Origin of the sequence: Eggerthella sinensis (assembly GCF_003339815.1) — a bacterium.
Taxonomy (GTDB): domain Bacteria; phylum Actinomycetota; class Coriobacteriia; order Coriobacteriales; family Eggerthellaceae; genus Eggerthella; species Eggerthella sinensis.
In genome coordinates, this window is record NZ_PPTT01000036.1 from 1 (window position 1) to 17,250 (window position 17,250).

General features: G+C 63.9%; 14 protein-coding genes. 12 read left to right on the forward strand and 2 right to left on the reverse strand.

Going from position 1 to position 17,250, the window contains the following annotated elements; translation table 11 throughout:
- Positions 1–77: 77 nt before the first annotated feature.
- On the reverse strand, positions 78–1,850 hold the full coding sequence (locus tag C1876_RS15390; RefSeq protein WP_114547611.1) for an FAD-binding protein: 1,773 nt from the start codon (positions 1,848–1,850) through the stop codon (positions 78–80).
- Between the two features lie 203 nt (positions 1,851–2,053).
- Between C1876_RS15390 and C1876_RS15395 the strand changes: the two genes are divergently transcribed.
- The 10 genes from C1876_RS15395 to C1876_RS15440 all read left to right on the forward strand — a co-directional run bounded on the left by C1876_RS15395 (position 2,054) and on the right by C1876_RS15440 (position 12,604).
- The gene (locus C1876_RS15395; RefSeq protein WP_158544712.1) at positions 2,054–3,505 is read left to right on the forward strand and encodes a helix-turn-helix transcriptional regulator; all 1,452 of its coding nucleotides are present in this window, start codon (positions 2,054–2,056) and stop codon (positions 3,503–3,505) included.
- Between the two features lie 106 nt (positions 3,506–3,611).
- Positions 3,612–4,967 carry an amidohydrolase family protein gene (locus tag C1876_RS15400; RefSeq protein WP_114547613.1) on the forward strand — a complete coding sequence of 452 codons (1,356 nt, stop codon included), beginning with the start codon at positions 3,612–3,614 and terminating at the stop codon, positions 4,965–4,967.
- 3 nt (positions 4,968–4,970) lie between these two features.
- Positions 4,971–5,171, forward strand: a complete 201-nt coding sequence (locus C1876_RS15405; RefSeq protein WP_114547614.1) for a CASC3 protein CASC3 — start codon at positions 4,971–4,973, stop codon at positions 5,169–5,171.
- 158 nt (positions 5,172–5,329) lie between these two features.
- On the forward strand, positions 5,330–6,196 hold the full coding sequence (locus C1876_RS15410) for a Sec-independent protein translocase subunit TatA/TatB (RefSeq protein ID WP_114547615.1): 867 nt from the start codon (positions 5,330–5,332) through the stop codon (positions 6,194–6,196).
- A 3-nt stretch (positions 6,197–6,199) separates the two neighbouring features.
- Positions 6,200–7,033: a twin-arginine translocase subunit TatC gene (gene tatC, locus C1876_RS15415; RefSeq protein ID WP_114547616.1), complete on the forward strand. Its 834-nt coding sequence runs from the start codon at positions 6,200–6,202 to the stop codon at positions 7,031–7,033.
- Positions 7,034–7,198: 165 nt separating this feature from the next.
- On the forward strand, positions 7,199–7,570 hold the full coding sequence (hypA, locus tag C1876_RS15420) for a hydrogenase maturation nickel metallochaperone HypA (RefSeq protein ID WP_114547617.1): 372 nt from the start codon (positions 7,199–7,201) through the stop codon (positions 7,568–7,570).
- 3 nt (positions 7,571–7,573) lie between these two features.
- Positions 7,574–8,227, forward strand: a complete 654-nt coding sequence (hypB, locus tag C1876_RS15425) for a hydrogenase nickel incorporation protein HypB (protein WP_114547618.1) — start codon at positions 7,574–7,576, stop codon at positions 8,225–8,227.
- 1 nt (position 8,228) lies between these two features.
- Positions 8,229–9,047: an NAD(+) synthase gene (nadE, locus tag C1876_RS15430; RefSeq protein WP_114547619.1), complete on the forward strand. Its 819-nt coding sequence runs from the start codon at positions 8,229–8,231 to the stop codon at positions 9,045–9,047.
- Positions 9,048–9,244: 197 nt separating this feature from the next.
- Positions 9,245–10,798, forward strand: coding sequence for an FAD-dependent oxidoreductase (locus tag C1876_RS15435; protein WP_114547620.1), 1,554 nt, complete (start codon positions 9,245–9,247; stop codon positions 10,796–10,798).
- A 165-nt stretch (positions 10,799–10,963) separates the two neighbouring features.
- Positions 10,964–12,604, forward strand: a complete 1,641-nt coding sequence (locus C1876_RS15440) for an FAD-dependent oxidoreductase (protein ID WP_114547621.1) — start codon at positions 10,964–10,966, stop codon at positions 12,602–12,604.
- A 79-nt stretch (positions 12,605–12,683) separates the two neighbouring features.
- On the opposite strand, the gene C1876_RS15445 is transcribed toward C1876_RS15440, so the two are convergent.
- A complete protein-coding gene (locus C1876_RS15445; RefSeq protein ID WP_114547622.1) occupies positions 12,684–14,174 on the reverse strand; it encodes an FAD-dependent oxidoreductase in 1,491 nt (496 codons plus the stop codon).
- 180 nt (positions 14,175–14,354) lie between these two features.
- On the opposite strand from C1876_RS15445, the gene C1876_RS15450 reads away from it, so the two are divergent.
- Both C1876_RS15450 and C1876_RS15455 read left to right on the forward strand, forming a co-directional pair.
- Complete coding sequence (locus C1876_RS15450; RefSeq protein ID WP_114547623.1) at positions 14,355–15,908, forward strand: helix-turn-helix transcriptional regulator; 1,554 nt, start codon at positions 14,355–14,357, stop codon at positions 15,906–15,908.
- Positions 15,909–16,006: 98 nt separating this feature from the next.
- Positions 16,007–17,248, forward strand: coding sequence for a sensor histidine kinase (locus C1876_RS15455; RefSeq protein ID WP_244910172.1), 1,242 nt, complete (start codon positions 16,007–16,009; stop codon positions 17,246–17,248).
- Positions 17,249–17,250 lie beyond the last annotated feature (2 nt).

Genomic DNA, 17,250 nt, shown 5'->3' on the forward strand with positions numbered 1-17,250 from the left:
GCCCCCCTCACCCCCCTTCTCACCCAAGAACCCTAAAGCTAGGGGCGCCACGTGCGCCCCGTGCCTGATCGTTCGAGTTAGTTCGCTATAAGGTGCTTGCCCAGTTCGCGACCGAGCGTGATGGCGATGCCGAGACTCGCTCCGGCCATCTGCGTGAAATAGCCGTTGCCGAATCGTCGCCCGCAGCAGTTCCCCGTTGCGTACAGTCCTTCGATGGGTGCAAGCTCGTCATCGAGCACGTTTTGGTGCTTGTCGGTCATGAGGCCTCCAAGCGAAACCATGATGCCGCCGATGGCGCTCGGCGTGCAGCGGAACGCGTAGTAGGGAGGCGTGGCAATGGGGAACATGACCTCAGGGTCCTTGCCGAATTCTTCGTCTCGCCCGTTTTCGCACATAGCGTTCCAGCGGTCTACCTGTGCGAGCATCGCGGTCTTCTGCTTGCTGTCGTATCCCATGTAATCGGCCAGCTCGTCGAGGGTTTCGGCGCAGTAAAGGGGAGCGGGGCCATCGGTTTTTTCGCCAATCGTGTTCCCTTGAGGGCCGCTCGAGTAGTAGAAGCCTTCAGCTCCGGTGCCCATGGCTTGCGTCAGCACCTCAGTGATGAACGCCATGTTGGCTTCGGATGGTTCAAACGCGTCGTGGGCGGGAATGCAGTAGCTGAGGTGATCGAGTATGGTGGCGTCCGAGACGGCGAACGTGTCGACGTGCGCCAAACGCGCCTGCGGCTTGCCGGACATGGTGCAGTCGGAGAAGAATTCGTTGCAGTAGCGCTCACCGTTCGTATCGAGCCAGATAGTCTGAGGGTACGATCCTTTTCCGAACTCCCCGTTCATGGTTGCGAGCGGGCGGGGCTCAATGCGTCCTCCGGCCCAATAGCCCATCTGAATGCCGCTGCCGTCCTGCCCCATAATCGCCTCGGACCAAGCACTGCGGCCCTCTTGGAAGCAATCGGTGATATGCGTGAGCAGGTCGTTTCGCATAGACTCGTTCGAGGCGAAGTCTCCTGCGGCCAAGACGACTCCCTTGGTTGCCTCGTATTTGACGTAAGCGCCCTCTGCGTTCTGAGCGATAACGGCCACCACGCGGTCGCCCTCTTTCACGAGTTGGCATGCGGTGGTGGCGAAGTCGAGACTGGCGTTATCGTGGGCGAGGATTTCCTCGAAGATCTCCTTTTGCACGTCGCCGAGCGACACCGTCGAAGTGGCGTCTACCTGTGCCCGGAGCGTGCCGGTGAGGAACTTGAAGCCGGCAACGTTTGACAGCGAGTGTTCAGGTGCGGGGCTGAATGCGACGGAAAGCGCGCTTACGGTTTCGTCGGCGAGCGCGGAGAGCCACCAGTCGATATTCGATCCACAGTTCTGGCAATACTGCATGATGAGGGCTGGGTTAGCCGCATTGAGTGTGCGGCGCATCCAGTCATTGTACATTTCCACCGGGTCCACATCTGCAACGCTGTGGTCGCGCAAGAACTGCGAATTGAAATGGCCCACGTCGTTTCCCATGGTGAAGTAGTTCTCGAGCACTTGCTTATCGATGCCGATAACGGTGTTCGATTCCTCATCGGCAATCGACCTGATAACGGCTGCTCCTGCAAAACCGCAACCCACGACGACGTAATCTGCCTGCTTCGTTTCCGCGATATCTTTTTCGGCTATCGAACTGGGCGGTGTGCGCCAGACGGCCTCGTTGCTTTCGCCCCCGTCTGCGGCTCCGTTTGTCTCTGCGGCCTGTGCGGCGTTTGCGTCCGAGCGCTCGGCGCTCGGCGCACAGGCTCCGAGCGCTCCCACGGACGCTATGCCGAAAGCTCCTAATGCGGCACCCTTAAGAAAGTCGCGTCGCTCCAATTCCATCGTTGTCTCCTTCTCTCGAACGTGTCGTTATGCGCTCGTGAAGCGCGTTTGCCTCTGCACCTTACGGATAAGCGCAGGTCGGGCGCATCCGTCGAAACGGGGTATTCGTTCGGAGGAGCATCGCTCGAAAGGAGGTTTTTGACGGCCGCTTCGTTGCGTGTACAATGAAACTGACACGCGAAGCAGGTTTGGAGGGGTGCGGCATGAGGGTCGAAGCTGCGCACATGCCGTTGGGGAAGCATGGCGCCAAACAATCGTTTCGTTGCGGAGACCTGCTGTTTCTCGGAGGATTTTCTTCCTATTGGTGCGCGACGTTTCTGATTAAGCCCCAAGTGGATACTGCCTCAAGTGGATATGCGTTGCTGCAGCTTGGGGTCCAGACAGCGGTTGCCGTGCTGGTCCTCGTGCTGTCGCTTCGCTCAGCTTGGCCCTTGCGGCAAGGAGCGCTTCAGGTGGGGGCGGTTGCGGCCGTGCTTGTGGGTGGGTTCTTGTCCCTCATCGTTCCGTATTCAGGGTCGTCATATTCACCGTTGGCGGTTACGACCGCGTTCGGTGTCGGGTTCGCGCTGCTTTTCATACGGTGGCTCGCGTTTGCGTTTCGGGATGATGGCGGACCCGTACGCGTTTTGTTGCCGCTTGCCTTTGCCCTCGGTAACGGATTGATTCTTGGCGCGGTCTCTTTTGTTCCGTCAAGCTGGCTGTACTTGTGCGGGTTGGTGCTGCTCGGCCTGTCGGTGGTCGCGTTGCTGTGCGCGAGCATGCTTCAGGAAAGTTGCGATTCCGTTGCTGTCGGATTATCGTCGAGCGCGGTCGAAACACGCCCGCGTCGTGTGGTTCGTTCTCCATTTCTGGGGCTCGCACTGTTCTCGTTGGTGTATGGCGTGCTGAACGAGCTTCTCGTGCATCTGGGAAACGGTGCGCATGTGTTGGGCGTCGGTTCGCTCATCGTCAGCGCTGTCGTGTTCGTTCTGCTTGCAGTGAGCGCTCGGGGCCCTCTGGCGCGCGTGCGAATTGGTGACGCCTTCTTCGTCTTGCTCCTGATCGTGGCCGCAGTCATGCTGCTTGTTCCCTTTGCGTGGGATCGGGCGTCATGGTTGGTCGATGCGGTGGTGAAAGTCTGCTATCTGGTGTACCAGTGCCTTTTCTTCGTGCATCTCGCCGAGAGTCGCGCGCAAGCCGGCTCGCGTACGTTCGCAATGCTGGTGGGCGCAGCTTTGTGCCTGTGGGCGTGCTCGCTCGCGGGTATGGGGGTGGGCACGCTCGTGCTGGCGCTTGGCGACGGCTCGGTGCTGCTGATCAGCGGCGTGTCGATGGCGGTGGTATGGTTGTGTCTGCTTGCGGGCATGCTCTTTTTCAGATTCGAGAAAACTCGCGATGCGGTGCTTCAGGACGGGCTCTCTGAAAGCGAGGCCGATCGGGATGCCGATGCCGTGCGGGTCGATCGAATTGAGGCTTTGGCCGGGGAAAAGGGCCTTTCTCCTCGCGAGACCGAGGTTCTTTCGCAACTCGTCAAAGGAAGGAGCGTACCCTTCGTCGCCCAGGAGTTCTCGCTTTCCGAGCACACGGTGAAAACCCATGTGAAGCATATCTACGAGAAGATCGGCGTGCATACGAGGCAGGAGCTGCTCACCTTGTTCGAAAAATCGGCAGGATAGGACGTCCGACCTTGCACCGATTCGCCTGTGTGGGTTTGTCGCAGAGGGGACGGGGAATGCTATCATACGCATCACACGATTATTCGGGAGATTAGGCGGGACAGACATGCTCTTGTGCGCACAGTACATTCTTCCCATCACATCCGAGCCGTTCCAGAACGGCGCGGTGCTGGTTCGCGACGGAGTCATCCGCGATATCGGCACGGCCGAGATGCTCAAGCTGCGCTATCCCGACGAAGAGGCGATCGACTACGGCCAGGCGGCAATCATGCCGGGCCTTATCGATTTGCACACACACCTCGAGAACTCCGTCATGCGCGGCATCGTGCACGACGTGCCCTACACCACGTGGATCACCTCCATGCTGGAGAAGAGCGCCAAGATGGACGTGGGCGACTGGTACGACTCCGCCATCCTGGGCGGCCTCGAGGCGCTATCGAGCGGCATCACATGCGTCGCCGACATCACCACCACCGGCGCGGCCTGCACGGCAACGCAGAAGCTGGGCATGCGCAGCGTCATCTACCGCGAGGTGGGCGCTATGGACAAGCGCCGTGTCGATTACGCCATGCGCATCGCCGAAAACGACATCATGCACTGGCGCGAAGAGGTTGACGGCGACCGCATCACCATCGGCGTCGCTCCTGCCGCCATGTACGTGTGCCACCCGTCGGTGTTCGGCAAAGTATCCGAGTTCGCACGCCGCGAGAACGTGCCCGTCGCCATGCACATGGCGGGCAATCGCGAAGAGTACAACTTCATCAAGTACGGCTCGTCGCCGTTCTCGGTGCACACGATGGACCAAAAGCGCGGCTACGTGGAAATTCCGCCGTGGCTGCCCACCGGCACGACGCCGGTGCGCTACGCGCTGAACTGGGGCGCATTCGAGTCCGACAACGTGCTGGCTATCCACTGCGTGCACGTGGACGACAAGGACGTGCAGAAGCTCAAGGAATACGACGTGGCCGTGGCCGTCTGCCCGCGCTGCAATGCGCAGCTGGGCATGGGCGTCGCGCCGCTCAACGAGTTCATGCGCGCCGGTTTGCGCCTGGGCATGGGTACCGATTCGCCCGCTGCAACCGATTCCACCGACATGCTCACCGAGATGCGCATCGGCATGCTCGTGCAGCGCGCCGTGAACGTGGGCGAGTTCCTGGACTCGGCCACCATGCTGGAGATGGCCACCATCGGCGGCGCTCGCGCGCTCAAGCTCGACGACAAGATTGGCTCGCTCGACGTGGGCAAGCTGGCCGACATCATCGCCATCGACCTGTCCGGCTCGCACCAGACGCCCACCACCGACCCGGTGTCGGCCGTGGTGAACACCTGCAGCGGCGCCGACATTCTCATGACGATGGTGGGCGGCACCACCCTGTACGAGAAGAATAAGTGGAACGTGGGCGTGGAAGTGGCGAAGAACATCGCCCGCGTCATCGAAATCCGTGGCAAGTTGAGGTTGTAATCTATGGCAACGAATCAGAAACTGACGGCAAAACAGAAGAGCGAACGCGTCCGTGAAGCTCAGGAGCGCGAGCGCCTGGAGAAGGAGCGCCGCGAAGCCGCCGAGCGCACCAAGAAAATCTTCACCGTGGTCGTGTGCGTCATCCTCGTGTTGGCCCTCGGCATCCCTACGGTGGCGCTCGCGTTCCTCGGAAACGGCTCCTAACGATACCGTCTTTCCCGCGTGCCTCGCGCCCGTTGCGTCATGCTTTTTCTGTAGAGCTATCTCGTTCGGGCCGACACGGCGGGTTTGTGATACTATAAATCGTTGCCGCGCACGGGGCGCGGTGACGAGAGAAGAGTAACCGCACAAAGGGGTTTGCTTTGTTTGGTATAGGTGGATTCGAGCTATTCCTCATTCTGCTGTTCGGGTTCCTCATTTTTGGGCCCGACAAGCTGCCTGCTATGGCGAAAACGCTGGGGAAGGCCATCAATAAGTTCCGAAGCGCTCAGGAAGAAATGAACAAGGTTCTCAAGACGGAGGTCTACGACCCCACGTCCGATGAGCCGTTCAAGAACCCGCTTGAAGCGCTGTCGAAGGTCGGCGAGATCGGCAAGGACGACAAGGAGGAGAAGACCGAGAGCTTCTCCGAGCGCAAGGCGAAGTACGACAAGGAGCGCGCCGCCAAGAAGGCTGCCGAGGCCGCGAAGGCCGAAAAGGCTGAAGGCGGAGAGGCGGCTGCAACCGCTACGGCTGCTGCTGCCACGACGGCGGCGACCGCGAAGCCGGTTGCCAAGCCCGACGGCTCGTTCGCGAAGCCGGCTGAGGAAAAGCCGGCCGCACCGGCTCCCGCGGCCACCGCGAAGTCGAAGCCGTCGCCCGACGAGCTCTACGGCACCAAGCCCGCTGCGAAGAAGCCCGCGACCGCCGCGAAGCCCGCGACGACCACCGCGGCTGCGAAGAAGCCCGCGTCCGTGAACGCTCCTGCTGCGGCCGCCAAGGCGAAACCGGCACCTGCGAAGCCCGCCGCGGCCTCGAAGAGCGCCGCGAAGCCGGCGACGAGCACTGCAAAGCGCGCCGCGAAACCCGCTGCCAAGCCTGCTGCGAAACCTGCCGCTAAGACCGATGCCGAGAAGGCTGCGGCTCGTTCGGCGGCTGCGAAGAAGGCGGCCGCGACGCGTGCTGCCAACAAGAAGGCTGCCGAGGCTACCGCCAAGGCTGCTCCTGCGAAGAACGAGAAGGGGGAATAAGCCATGCCAGTCGGACCGGCGCGAATGCCCCTCTTCGATCACCTGGGCGAACTCCGCATGCGCCTCGTGCGCATCATCGCCTGCCTTGCTATTGCGGTTGTGGTGTTCTACATGGCCACGCCGATGATGGGCCAGTTCCTGCTGCAACCCATCGTGCACTATATTCCTCAGGATGCGTCTGGTTTTGCGGCGACGGTTGCTCTTGACCCGTTCGAAGGCTTCGCCACGCGTTTCAAGATATCCATATGGGCGTCAGTGGTGGCTTGTTCGCCCGTTATCTTGTGGCAGATCCTTGCGTTTTTCCTTCCGGCTCTCAAGCCGAACGAGCGTAAGTGGTTCATCCCGACGTTTGCTGCTGCCGTTGCCCTGTTCGTGTTCGGCACGGTGTTCTGCTATCTCGTAATCCTTGATCCTGCATTCCAGTGGCTGACGGAACAAGCGGATGGGCTCGGCAGCGTCATGCCCCGCATGTCGTCCTACATCGACATGATCATCAAGTTCGAACTCGGCTTCGGCGTGGCGTTCGAGCTGCCGCTCATCGTGTTCTACCTCGTCATCTTCGACGTCATTCCGTACAAGAAGCTTCGCAATAGCTGGCGTACGGTGTACGTCGTGCTCATGGTCGTTTCGGCCATGGCCACGCCGGACGCGTCGCCGGTCACCATGCTGCTCATGTTCGCCGCGCTGGTGGTGCTGTACGAGGGCAGCTTGCTCATAGCTCGCCTGGTGCTGAGCAAACGCATCAAGAAGCAGAACGAGGAGCTTGACGCCGAGGAGGCCGAAGAGGCCGCTCAGGAGCTTGCCACGAAAAAGGACAAAGCCAAGAAGGCCAAGTAGCGCTTCTGCATGAAAGCTTATGGCGGCCCGTCGCATTGCGGCGGGCCGCTGTGCGTTTTCTGGGCGGCATTCGCGTCCGTTGACGCAACGATGCCTGCGCAAACGGGACGGTTCGGCTACTATAGGCACGAACGATACGAGGCGGATACAGCACGAAGGAGCGCCATGCACGAATTGGGAATCATGACGGGCGTGATGGACGCGGTGACCACGTCGGCGCAGCAGGCCGGGGCCACGCGCGTGCTCAAGGTGAGCCTGTCGGTGGGCGAGATGACCGAGGCCATCGAGGACGCGCTCATGTTCGCGTTCGAAGCGCTGTCCGAAGGTACGTTCTGCGAAGGCGCCGAGCTCGAGATCACCATGGTCAAACCGAAGAGCCGCTGTCTGGAATGCGGCGCCGAATACGAGCACGATCGTTTCCACATGCTGTGCCCCACCTGCAACAGCTTCGCCACCGAGCTCATTGCCGGCCGCGAGCTGCAAATCGACTCGATTGAGGTCGACCTGCCCGATGACGACGAGGAAACTGAGGAGTAACCCATGCAAATCGACATGAAGCAACCCATCCTCCAGAAGAACGAAGCGATTGCCTCCGAGCTGCGTCAGCGCTTCGCCGACAACCACGTGTTCGTGCTCGACCTCCTGGCCAGCCCGGGTTCGGGTAAAACGTCCACCATCCTCGCCACCATCGATGCGCTGCGCGACGAGTTCAACATCGCCGTCATCGAGGGCGACATCGCCAGCAGCGTGGATGCTGAGAAGATCAAGGCGCAAGGCATTGCCGCGGTGCAAATCAACACGGGCGGCGCGTGCCACCTCGAGAGCGCGATGATCAAGCGCGCCGTGGACGTGCTCGACCTCGAGCGTCTCGACCTCATCATCGTGGAGAACGTGGGCAACCTCGTGTGCCCGACCGACTTCGATTTGGGCGAGAACGCGAAGGTTATGATCCTGTCCGTGCCTGAGGGCGACGACAAGCCGCTCAAGTATCCCGGCGTGTTCCAGGTGGCCGAAGCCGTCGTGCTCAACAAGGTGGACACCATGCCCGTGTTCAACTTCAATCGCGAAGCGTTCGAGAAGGCCGTCACGCAGCTCAACCCGCAGGCCCCCATCTTCCCCATCGCCGCTACCACGGGCGACGGCGTGGACGCCTGGGCCGAATGGCTGGCAAACCGCATTCGCGCCATCCAGTAACATGGAAGCCGGCGAGCGCTACCGCCTCTGCGTTGAGGCGCTGAAAACGTTTGTGGACGAGGTGGGGTTCACCGACATCGTCATCGGGCTGTCGGGCGGTATGGACTCGAGCCTCGTGGCCGTCATGTGCGTGGACGCGCTCGGCGCGGACCGCGTGCACGGCGTGCTCATGCCGGGGCCGTACTCCACCGATCATTCCGTGGACGACGCGCTCGACCTGGCCCGCAACTTGGGGCTGGAGACGCGCACGGTGTCCATCGCCGCGCCGTACCGCGCCTTTGAAACCGCGCTCGCCGACGCGTGCGGCGGCTCGCTCGAAGGCTTGGCGGCAGAGAACACCCAGGCGCGCTGTCGCATGGTATGCCTCATGGCGCTGTCGAACACCTATGGATGGATGCTGGTGAATACCGGCAACAAGAGCGAAGCCATGATGGGTTACTCCACCTTGTACGGCGATACCGCGGGCGCGTTCGCGCCCATCGGCGGGCTGTACAAAACCGACGTGTTCGCCGTGGCGCGCTGGCGCAACGACCAAGCGCAGGCTGCGGGTGCGGTGCCGCCCATCCCCGAGCACGTGTTCACGAAGCCTCCCAGCGCCGAGCTTTCGCCCGATCAGGAGGACGAGAAGAGCATGGGCATCGACTATCCGACGCTCGACCGCCTGCTGACGGCCCACCTCGAGCGAGGGCTTGATGCCGATGCGCTCGTGGCTGAAGGTTTCGACGAAGCCGACGTGCGGCGCGTCCTGCGCACGGTGCGCGCAACCGCCTTCAAACGTGCGCTCGAGCCCCCGTATCCTTCCGCGAACTTCTACGCGTAAACGCGGGTTGTCATCCCGAGCGGAGCGCGTAGCGCGCAGTCGAGGGGACCCTGCGTGGGCGTTTGACGGTCCCGCCGACCGCCTTTGCGAAGATTGCATGACGGCGCGGCGGGACCTCACGACAAACGGTGCGCGCCTCACTATACTTTGTGGCCGCATTCGTTCAGTCACTCTTCCCTTCAAGGAGGTCAACCGCCATGGAGCGCCGTGCGTTTTTCAAGCTTGCGGGTCTATCCGCCGCCGTGCTCGCCGTGAGCGGGACCCTCGGCGCCTGTGAGGCGGGGAAGCTGCCGGATAATCCGTTGACCGCCAACAACGAAGCGAACGAGACCGCCGGCCAGTCGTCGGTGATGGGCCAGCCGGCCATCTCCTTCGGTGCCGACGTCGACGTGCTCATCGTGGGCAGCGGCGTGTCGGGCCTGTCGGCCGCCATCGACCCGCTCGAGGCGAAGCGCTCCGTGATGATTGTGGATAAGTTGGACCTGTTGGGCGGCGAGAGCTTCGATTCCAACGGCGTCATGCGCATCGCCGGTACGGACGCGCAGCAGCAGGCGGGCGTGAAAACCACGGTGGACGAGGCGTGGGACGTGCGCAAGAAGGAGCTGAGCAGCGGGGGCGACGAGAACCTCGATTTCGCGAAGCTGTTGTTCTCCACCGCGACGGATTGGGCCAACCGCCTTGCCTCCGATTACGGCGCGCAGTTCGCCGACCCGAAAACGTACACGCAAAACGGCGTGAACGCGTCGGTCATGCTGCCGAAGAACGGCCTGGGCGACATGCAGAGCATTATGATGCCCCTGCGCGACGGCCTCACGAACAAGGGCGCTACGTTCTCGACGGGACACCGCGCCGTCGCCTTCATCCTCAACGAAAGCGGCGCGCCGTGCGGCATGCGCTTCTGCGCGGAAGCCAGCACCTCGGTGCTCGACGTGCGCGCCCGCCGCATCGTCATCGCCACGGGCGGGTTCGCCAGCAGCCAGCCGCTCGTGCATGCGAACACGCCCGATCGCGAGCGCGTGGGCTGCTACACCGTCTCCTCCATGGGCGAGGGTCAGCAGCTGTGCTCCCTGCTGGGCGGTCAGCTGGTGGACATGGACAAGATCGCGCCCCTCACCAGCAACCTTCCGCAGGCCACCGCGTGGGGGCTGTTCGGCCCCACGGTTATCGTGGATGCGCTCGGCCATCGTTTCGCGCGCGAGGACGACGTGAACGCCGCGGCAAACGCTTGCTACACCGAGGAGCGCGGCTACTGGTGGACCGTGTTCGGCAAGCAGCTGACCGAAAGCAGCCAATCGCGCAGCATCGCAGAAGTGACCAGCAAAAACGCCAAGCGCCTCATCGGCCCCTTCGACACCCTGGACGAGCTTGCCGCAGGCATGGGCATCTCGGCCGACGTGCTGAACGACACGTTCGATCGTTACGACGGGTTCACCAAAGCCGGCAAGGACGACGACTTCGGCCGCACGATGTTCCTCGAGGAGCTCGAAGGCCCGTACTACGCACTCAAGCAGGTGCCGCAGCGCTATAAGACGCGCGGCGGCGTGAAAACCGACCAGACGGGCCGGGTGCTGAGCGTGGTGGGTGCTGCGCTGCCCAACGTGTACTGCTGCGGCTCGGTGGCGGCGTTCAGCGTAGGCGGCCTCGCGTCGAACGGCGCGTTCGGCATGCTGGTGGGGCAGGCCGTGGCGGCCTCGCTCGACGACGAGGACAAGGCCGCATCCGACGCTGAAAGCGAGAACGCCGCTTCCTGACGTGCGGTTCTCTGTTGCTGACGGGTTGCCAAGGTGCTAAAAGGCGGCAACCGTGCCTCGACAGGCCCATGACACAATGTCTCCATACCTACTCGCTGAAGCTGCGTTCGAGGCGTGCATCCGTGCCGTCTGCGTAGCAACGGATACGGAAGTGGAGGTCTCTCTATGTTCGGACATGAACCGCAGCAGCATCATGAAGGGCGGGGCGTCACGCGCCGCGCGTTCCTCACGGGGGCGTGCGCGACGGGCGCCGTGGCTATGGTGGGCGGCCTGACCGCCTGCGCAACGCCACCGCAGGACACCGGCCAGGGCGATGCGGGCGGAACGGGCTCCGGCACGAACGGCGATGCCGTGCCCGGCAACGCGGCTCCCGGCAAAATCGACAAGACGTACGACACCGACCTGCTCATCGTGGGCGCGGGCGGCAGCGGTTTGGCGTGCGCGGTGCAGGCGGCGCTCAACGGCACGAACTTCATCCTCGTGGACAAGAACAACCAGGTGGGCGGCAACGCGAGCTTCGTCGAGGGCATGTTCGCCGTCAACTCGTCGCTGCAGCGCGAGCAGGGCATCGAAATCCAGCCCGCCGACATCGTGGAAGCCGAGCTCACGCGCGGGCAACACCGTCAGAACGGCGACTTGTGGCTCGACCTCGTGAACAAGTCGGCCGACAACATCTCGTGGTGCATCGAGCAAGGCGTCACGTACTCGGGCACGGTGGACGACTACTACGGCGGCCTGTTCCCCACGTTTCACTGGTTCAAGGACAACAAGGCAGCCGTCGGCTACGTCGAGCCGATGAAGAATCGCCTCGATGAGCTGGGTGTGCAGCTGCACCTCAAGACCACGGTGAACGGCCTCATGATGAAGGACGGCAAGGTTGCCGGCGCCTACGCAAGCGGCGACGAGGGCACGTTGCAGTACAACGCCAAGGCGGTCGTGTTCGCCACGGGCGGCTTCGGCGGCAACGAAGAAGTGATTGCCGAGCAGGGGTGGAACACCGACGGCATGCATATCGTGGGCTCGCCGAACGCGGCGGGCGACGGCTATCGCCTGGCCATGGACAACGGCGCGCGCAACTTCATGGCCGACTCGGCCCAGTCCATCCTGTACGCCATCGAGGCGTTCCCGCCCATCGACTTCCACGACGCGGCCGAGAACCCCATCAACGGCTACTTCGGCATCGCGGCTGGCGGCCCGGTGCTGTGGGTGAACGAGGCGTGCCAGCGTTACAGCCGCGAGAACCTCACGGCCGACAACCTCGTGCTGCAGTGCATCCCCGGCAAGGGCAACAAAGAGAACTACGTGATATTCGACCAGGCTATCTTCGACCAGTTCTTCGGTAAGGACGACGACGCGAAGAAGATGTTCGACGACGCGCTCAATTCGAACGGCGGCGGCAGCATCTACCAGGGCGACTCGCTCGAAACCATCGCTGGCAACTTCAATCTCGATGCCGATATGCTCAAAACCACGGTCGACCACTACAACGAGCTGTGCAAGAGCGGTACCGACAGCGACTTCGGCAAGGCGTCCGACCTCATGGTGCCCATCGAGACGTCCCCGTTCTATCTGGCGAAGCTGTCGTACAGCTACTTCTTCTCGGTTGGCGGCATCACCACCGACAAGCAGCGCCGCGTGCTCGACGGCGACCGCAACCCCATCGACGGCCTGTACGCCATCGGCAACGACGGCAACATGCTGTACCGCAACGTGTACACCATCAACATGCCGGGCACCGCGTTCGGCAACCAGGTGAACTCGGGTCGCGAATCCGCGAACGCCGTCATGGAGTATTTGAAGCAGTAGGGCGCTGCGTTGCGCGCACGAGGCCCCCGAAGCATCGGCTTCGGGGGCCTCGGCATGAGGGGAGGGGTGTGCGAAGCGGTTACGCCTTGAGCGCTTCCACCACGGCCTTGCCGGCGATGAGGCCGCTGCCGGCGTTGGGGCTGAGGTCGCTGCCGCTATCGGCAACGGTGGAGCCTGCGCAGTACACGTTGGGGATGGGGGTGCCGTCCTTGTCCGTGAGCTGCCCGTCGGTGGTGATCTTCATGCCGCCGTGCGTCTTGTAGCGGTACGGGAAATGCTTCATGGCGTAGTAGGGGGCGGCAAGCGACTGGAGGAACAGCTTCTTGCCGAACTCCGCGTCCTCGCCGGCGGCCACCTGCGCGTCGTAGCTCTCGAACGTGGCCTTCAGCGTGTCGGCCGGCACGTTCATGGCGGCGGCCAGCTCGTCGAGGGTGTCGAACGGGCCCACGAGGCGATCGGCGTTGTTCTTCATGTTCAGCTCGACGTTCCACTTCTGGCTGCCGTTGATCAGCTGGTTGTCGAAGATGGTCCACCAGTAGCCGAAGCCGCCTTCGTAGCAGGCCGTGGGCGAGTCGTGGCTCTGATCTTCCTTGATGAAGCGGGTGCCCTGGGGCGTCACCTGCACGTTCGGCCCGAAGTAGCCCCACACCGTTACCTGCGCGAGGTCGCTCATGAGGTTCGCTTCCATGTCCATGTGCGTGTAGGAGCCACCGAGCGCCTTGCACAGCTGGTGGCCTTCGCCCATGGAGTTGACGGTGAGCGGCCCGAGGCGCTGCTGGCTGGGCACGTAGGTGGACACCATTTCCTGGTTGCACGAGAAGCCGCCCGTGGCCACGATGATCTTGCTCGCCTTGATGTCCACGGTGCCGTCGTTCTTCTCGTCGTGGAAGCGCACGCCGATGGGGGTGCCTTCGGCATCGACGATGAAGTTCGTGGCGCGCAGGTTCAGCTTGTACGTGGCGCCCTTTTCCTCGAGGCCCTTCTGCAGCGGGGTGAGCACCGTGGTCATGTCGCCGATGCCGTGCTCGGGCAGCAGCATGGACGTGGGGGCGCCGGTGTCCTTGTAGTCGGCCAGGGGCTGGAACTTCCCGCCGTAGTCGGCTGCTACGCGATCGGCCCATTCGGTTTGGTATACGTACACGTGATGCTTGTACTCCATGTCGTCGGTCTGCCCCTGCTTTTCCAGCACAGGCGCGTAGGCCTTCCACTTCTCCTCGGGATCGCCTTCGATGCCGGCGTCCTTCTGCATCTTCGAACCCGACACGTTCATCACGCCGCAGGCGATGAAGCTCTCGCCGCCCACGCGCTCCAGCTTGTCCACGAGCATGACCTTGTGACCGGCTTCGACGGGGTCCATCGCCGCCGACATGCCCGCGATGCCCGTGCCCAGAATGAGCACGTCGGTTTCCTCGGCGAACGACACGGGTGCGGTGCCCACCACGCGCTCGGCGTCGCCCGCCGCGGCCGCGCTCGTGCCGCCGCCGTTCGCGGCGCATCCGGCCAGCGCGCCGCCCGCCACCAGCACGGTGCCCGACGCCACGGCGGCCTTCAAAAAGGTGCGACGATTCATACCCTGTTCCCTGCGTTCCATCGTGTTCCTCCCTCTCTCGGATAGCGTTCGCGTCTCCCGTGCGAACACTCCGTACCCTACGGCTGAGCGCCGTTTTCGTCACCGTCCGTTTCGGACTATATTGCCGTGCGAGCCTCGTTTACATGCGCGAACCGGTGAGGTTTCGGCTATCATGAGCGCATGGGGGAGCCGAAGAACACGCAACATACCTCGCTTGGAGAACCCGATCGTCGTTTGCCGATGATGTTCTCGCTTGCGGTCGTGTTGGGGTACGGGCTGTTTCGCGGTGTGAACGCGAACGCGTACCTGTCGGCGTTCGCCTCGGTCGAGGCGCCGTTCCTGTTCGTGCCCGACCTGTTCTTCAACGTCGTGGTGGCCTGCGCGGTGGTGGCGTGCTCGGTCACCGTCATCGCGCTTGCGGTGCGCGGCCGCTTGAGGCCCCTGTCCATGCCCTTCCTGCTGCCGACGGGGCTGCTCATCGTGGGCAACGTGTGCGCGCTCGTCGGCGCGTTCTCCGTGCTGCCCTCCGATATGGCGCTGCTCGTGCCGGGCGTGCTGTTCGGCGTGGCGTCCACCATGCTCTCCCTCGTGTGGATCGAGGTGCTGGCCTGCCAGGAGCCGAAGGCCATCGTCACGTACATCGCTCTCGGCATGCTGGTGAACATGGTGACGTCGTCGGGGTTGTCGGGGCTCACCGGCGCCGGTCAGATGGCGGCGAGCATCGTGCTGCTGGGCATCATGGCGTGCTGCGCGGCGTACGTGCGCCGCACGCTGCGTGCGACGGGGGCGACGAAGCGGTGGCTGCCGGTTGACGCGGGGAGCCGCAGCGCGCAGGGGAGCACCGAGCGCGCGTCCTACCGCGACGCGTTCCTCGAGCTGGGCGACGCCCTGGTGGCGTTCTGCGTGCTCGAGGCCGTCATCGGCCTGCTCAACAGCTTCATGCTGGGCAGCTCCGTGCAGTTCGCCGGCTCGGGCACCGTGTCGGCGGCGGGCACGCTCATCGGCATCTTCGCCTTCTGCGTGGTCGTGTTCGTGGTGCAGCGCATTCCGCGGGTGTCCACCGTGTTCCGCGTGCTCATGCCCGCCATCGCGTCGCTGCTGGTGTTTCTGCCGTTTCTGGGCGAAACGTACAACCTGTTCTTCAGCACCGTGCTGCTGGGCGGCTACTACTTTATTGCGCTGCTGCTCACCTACGTGGTTGCCGAGGTTGCCCGCGAGCGTCGGATATCGCCGTACGTGCTGATGGCGGCCGCGTCGGGTGCGGCGCGCGTGTGCCTGGCCGTGGCGCTGCTGGGCGGGCAGGCGGCGGGCTCGCTGCCGGGCGGGCTGTTCGGCGAGAGCGAGCACACCATGCGCTTCCTCGTCATCATCATGGCGGTGATCTACGTGCTGTCGCTGGCGGTGGTGCTCATATCGCGCGATCGGCGTCGCCGACGCGATGCGGAGGACGCGCAGGCGGTGGGGCCCGCGCCGCGCGAAGCGCTTCCGGCGGACGCTTCCGGCGGCGAAGCTCTGCTCGAGCGCCGGTGCGCGCTTTTGGCCGCGCGCGGCGACCTCACCGAGCGCGAGGCCGAAATCCTCGGTTACCTGGCGCGCGGGCGCACGAAGGCGCACATCGCCGGCGTGCTGTTCGTGAGCGAGAACACCGTGCGCAGCCACGTGCGCAACATCTATTCCAAACTGGGCGTGCACACGCGTCAGCAGCTCATCGACGCGTTGGAAGCGGAAGAATAGCGCGCGGCGGCTTCACCGCTCCTTCACGCTAATACACCAGCGAGGGTATGGCGCGCGTTGCGGGGGTCGCGTAGTATGGGGGCATGGATACCTTTCTCGTGAACAATCGCCCTATGAGCCCCAAAGACTGGGGCATCGATACCGCCGTGACGGCGCTCGCATTCCTGTTCGGCTGCGTGCAGCTCATGCTGACGGCCTCGTCCATCGTGATTCCCGACCTCGCGCTGCGCCAGTACCTCGGCAGCGTCAACGTCGTGCCGAACGTGCAGGTGTTCGTAGCCCTTGCGGTCACCACGCTGCCGCTCGTCGTGCGCCGCCGTTTCCCGTGGCCCGTGTTCCTGTTCTGCCTCGTCTCGTTCTTGGGGCTGCAAAACGCGTTCAGCGGATTCTCGCTCACCATCGTGGGCCCGGTGGTGGCCCTCTATACCATCGCGAGCGAGCGCGGCCGCGGCGAGGCCATCGCAGGCGTGGTGATAGCGGTGGCGGGACTGCTGTTCTACGATTCGCATGCGGGCACGGCAAGCCTCGTGCTGTTCACCCGCTTCCAGAACATCGCGATGGTGGTGGCCGCCGCGCTGGCCGGCTACGCCTACCGCACGCATCGAGCGTACGTGAAGGCCACTGAAGAGCGCGCGGTGGAAGCCGAGCGCACCCGCGAGGAGGAAGCGGCCCGACGCGTGGAAGAGGAGCGCGTGCGCATCGCGCGCGAGGTGCACGACATCACGGCGCACTCGCTGTCCGCCGTGAGCATCCAGGCGGCCGCGGCCGAGCGCCTCATCGACCGCGACCCCGCGGCGGCGAAGGAGGCCATCGTCACCGTGCGCGCCACGGCGAAGAGCGCGCTCGACGACATCCGTAGCATGATCGGCGTGCTGCGCTGCGGCGACGATGCGGCTGAGACGTCGCCCACCTCGGGCACCGAACGCCTCGACGACCTTGTGGCGTACCTGCGCGATGCGGGCCTCGAGGCCACGCTCGATGCGGAGGGCTACCGCCGCGCCGACGTGCCCGCGCACGTGGACATGGCGCTGTTCGGCATCGCGCGCGAAGCGGCCACCAACATCGTGCGCCATGCGAACGCGCACACGGCGTCCATACGTCTGGCAGTTGAGGACGGCCGCGCGCGCCTCACCGTCGAGGACGACGGCAAGGGCTGCGGCATGGCCGCGTCCGGCCAGCCGAACGGCGCGCTGCCGCAGGCGGCCGACGGCGGAGGCCATGGCATTGCCGGCATGGCCGAGCGCGTGCACCTTCTGGGCGGCACGTTCTCGGCGGGAGATCGAGCGGGCGGCGGCTTCCGCGTGGTGGCGTGCCTGCCCATGAAGGGAACGGAGGCGTAACC

Bases quoted from the DNA above. Each gene is read 5' to 3' on its own strand.
- C1876_RS15390 (WP_114547611.1), bottom strand. From the start codon at position 1,850: ATGGAATTGGAGCGACGCGACTTTCTTAAGGGTGCCGCATTAGGAGCT.
- C1876_RS15395 (WP_158544712.1), top strand. From the start codon at position 2,054: ATGAGGGTCGAAGCTGCGCACATGCCGTTGGGGAAGCATGGCGCCAAA.
- C1876_RS15400 (WP_114547613.1), top strand. From the start codon at position 3,612: ATGCTCTTGTGCGCACAGTACATTCTTCCCATCACATCCGAGCCGTTC.
- C1876_RS15405 (WP_114547614.1), top strand. From the start codon at position 4,971: ATGGCAACGAATCAGAAACTGACGGCAAAACAGAAGAGCGAACGCGTC.
- tatC (WP_114547616.1), top strand. From the start codon at position 6,200: ATGCCAGTCGGACCGGCGCGAATGCCCCTCTTCGATCACCTGGGCGAA.
- hypA (WP_114547617.1), top strand. From the start codon at position 7,199: ATGCACGAATTGGGAATCATGACGGGCGTGATGGACGCGGTGACCACG.
- hypB (WP_114547618.1), top strand. From the start codon at position 7,574: ATGCAAATCGACATGAAGCAACCCATCCTCCAGAAGAACGAAGCGATT.
- nadE (WP_114547619.1), top strand. From the start codon at position 8,229: ATGGAAGCCGGCGAGCGCTACCGCCTCTGCGTTGAGGCGCTGAAAACG.
- C1876_RS15435 (WP_114547620.1), top strand. From the start codon at position 9,245: ATGGAGCGCCGTGCGTTTTTCAAGCTTGCGGGTCTATCCGCCGCCGTG.
- C1876_RS15440 (WP_114547621.1), top strand. From the start codon at position 10,964: ATGTTCGGACATGAACCGCAGCAGCATCATGAAGGGCGGGGCGTCACG.
- C1876_RS15445 (WP_114547622.1), bottom strand. From the start codon at position 14,174: ATGAATCGTCGCACCTTTTTGAAGGCCGCCGTGGCGTCGGGCACCGTG.
- C1876_RS15450 (WP_114547623.1), top strand. From the start codon at position 14,355: ATGGGGGAGCCGAAGAACACGCAACATACCTCGCTTGGAGAACCCGAT.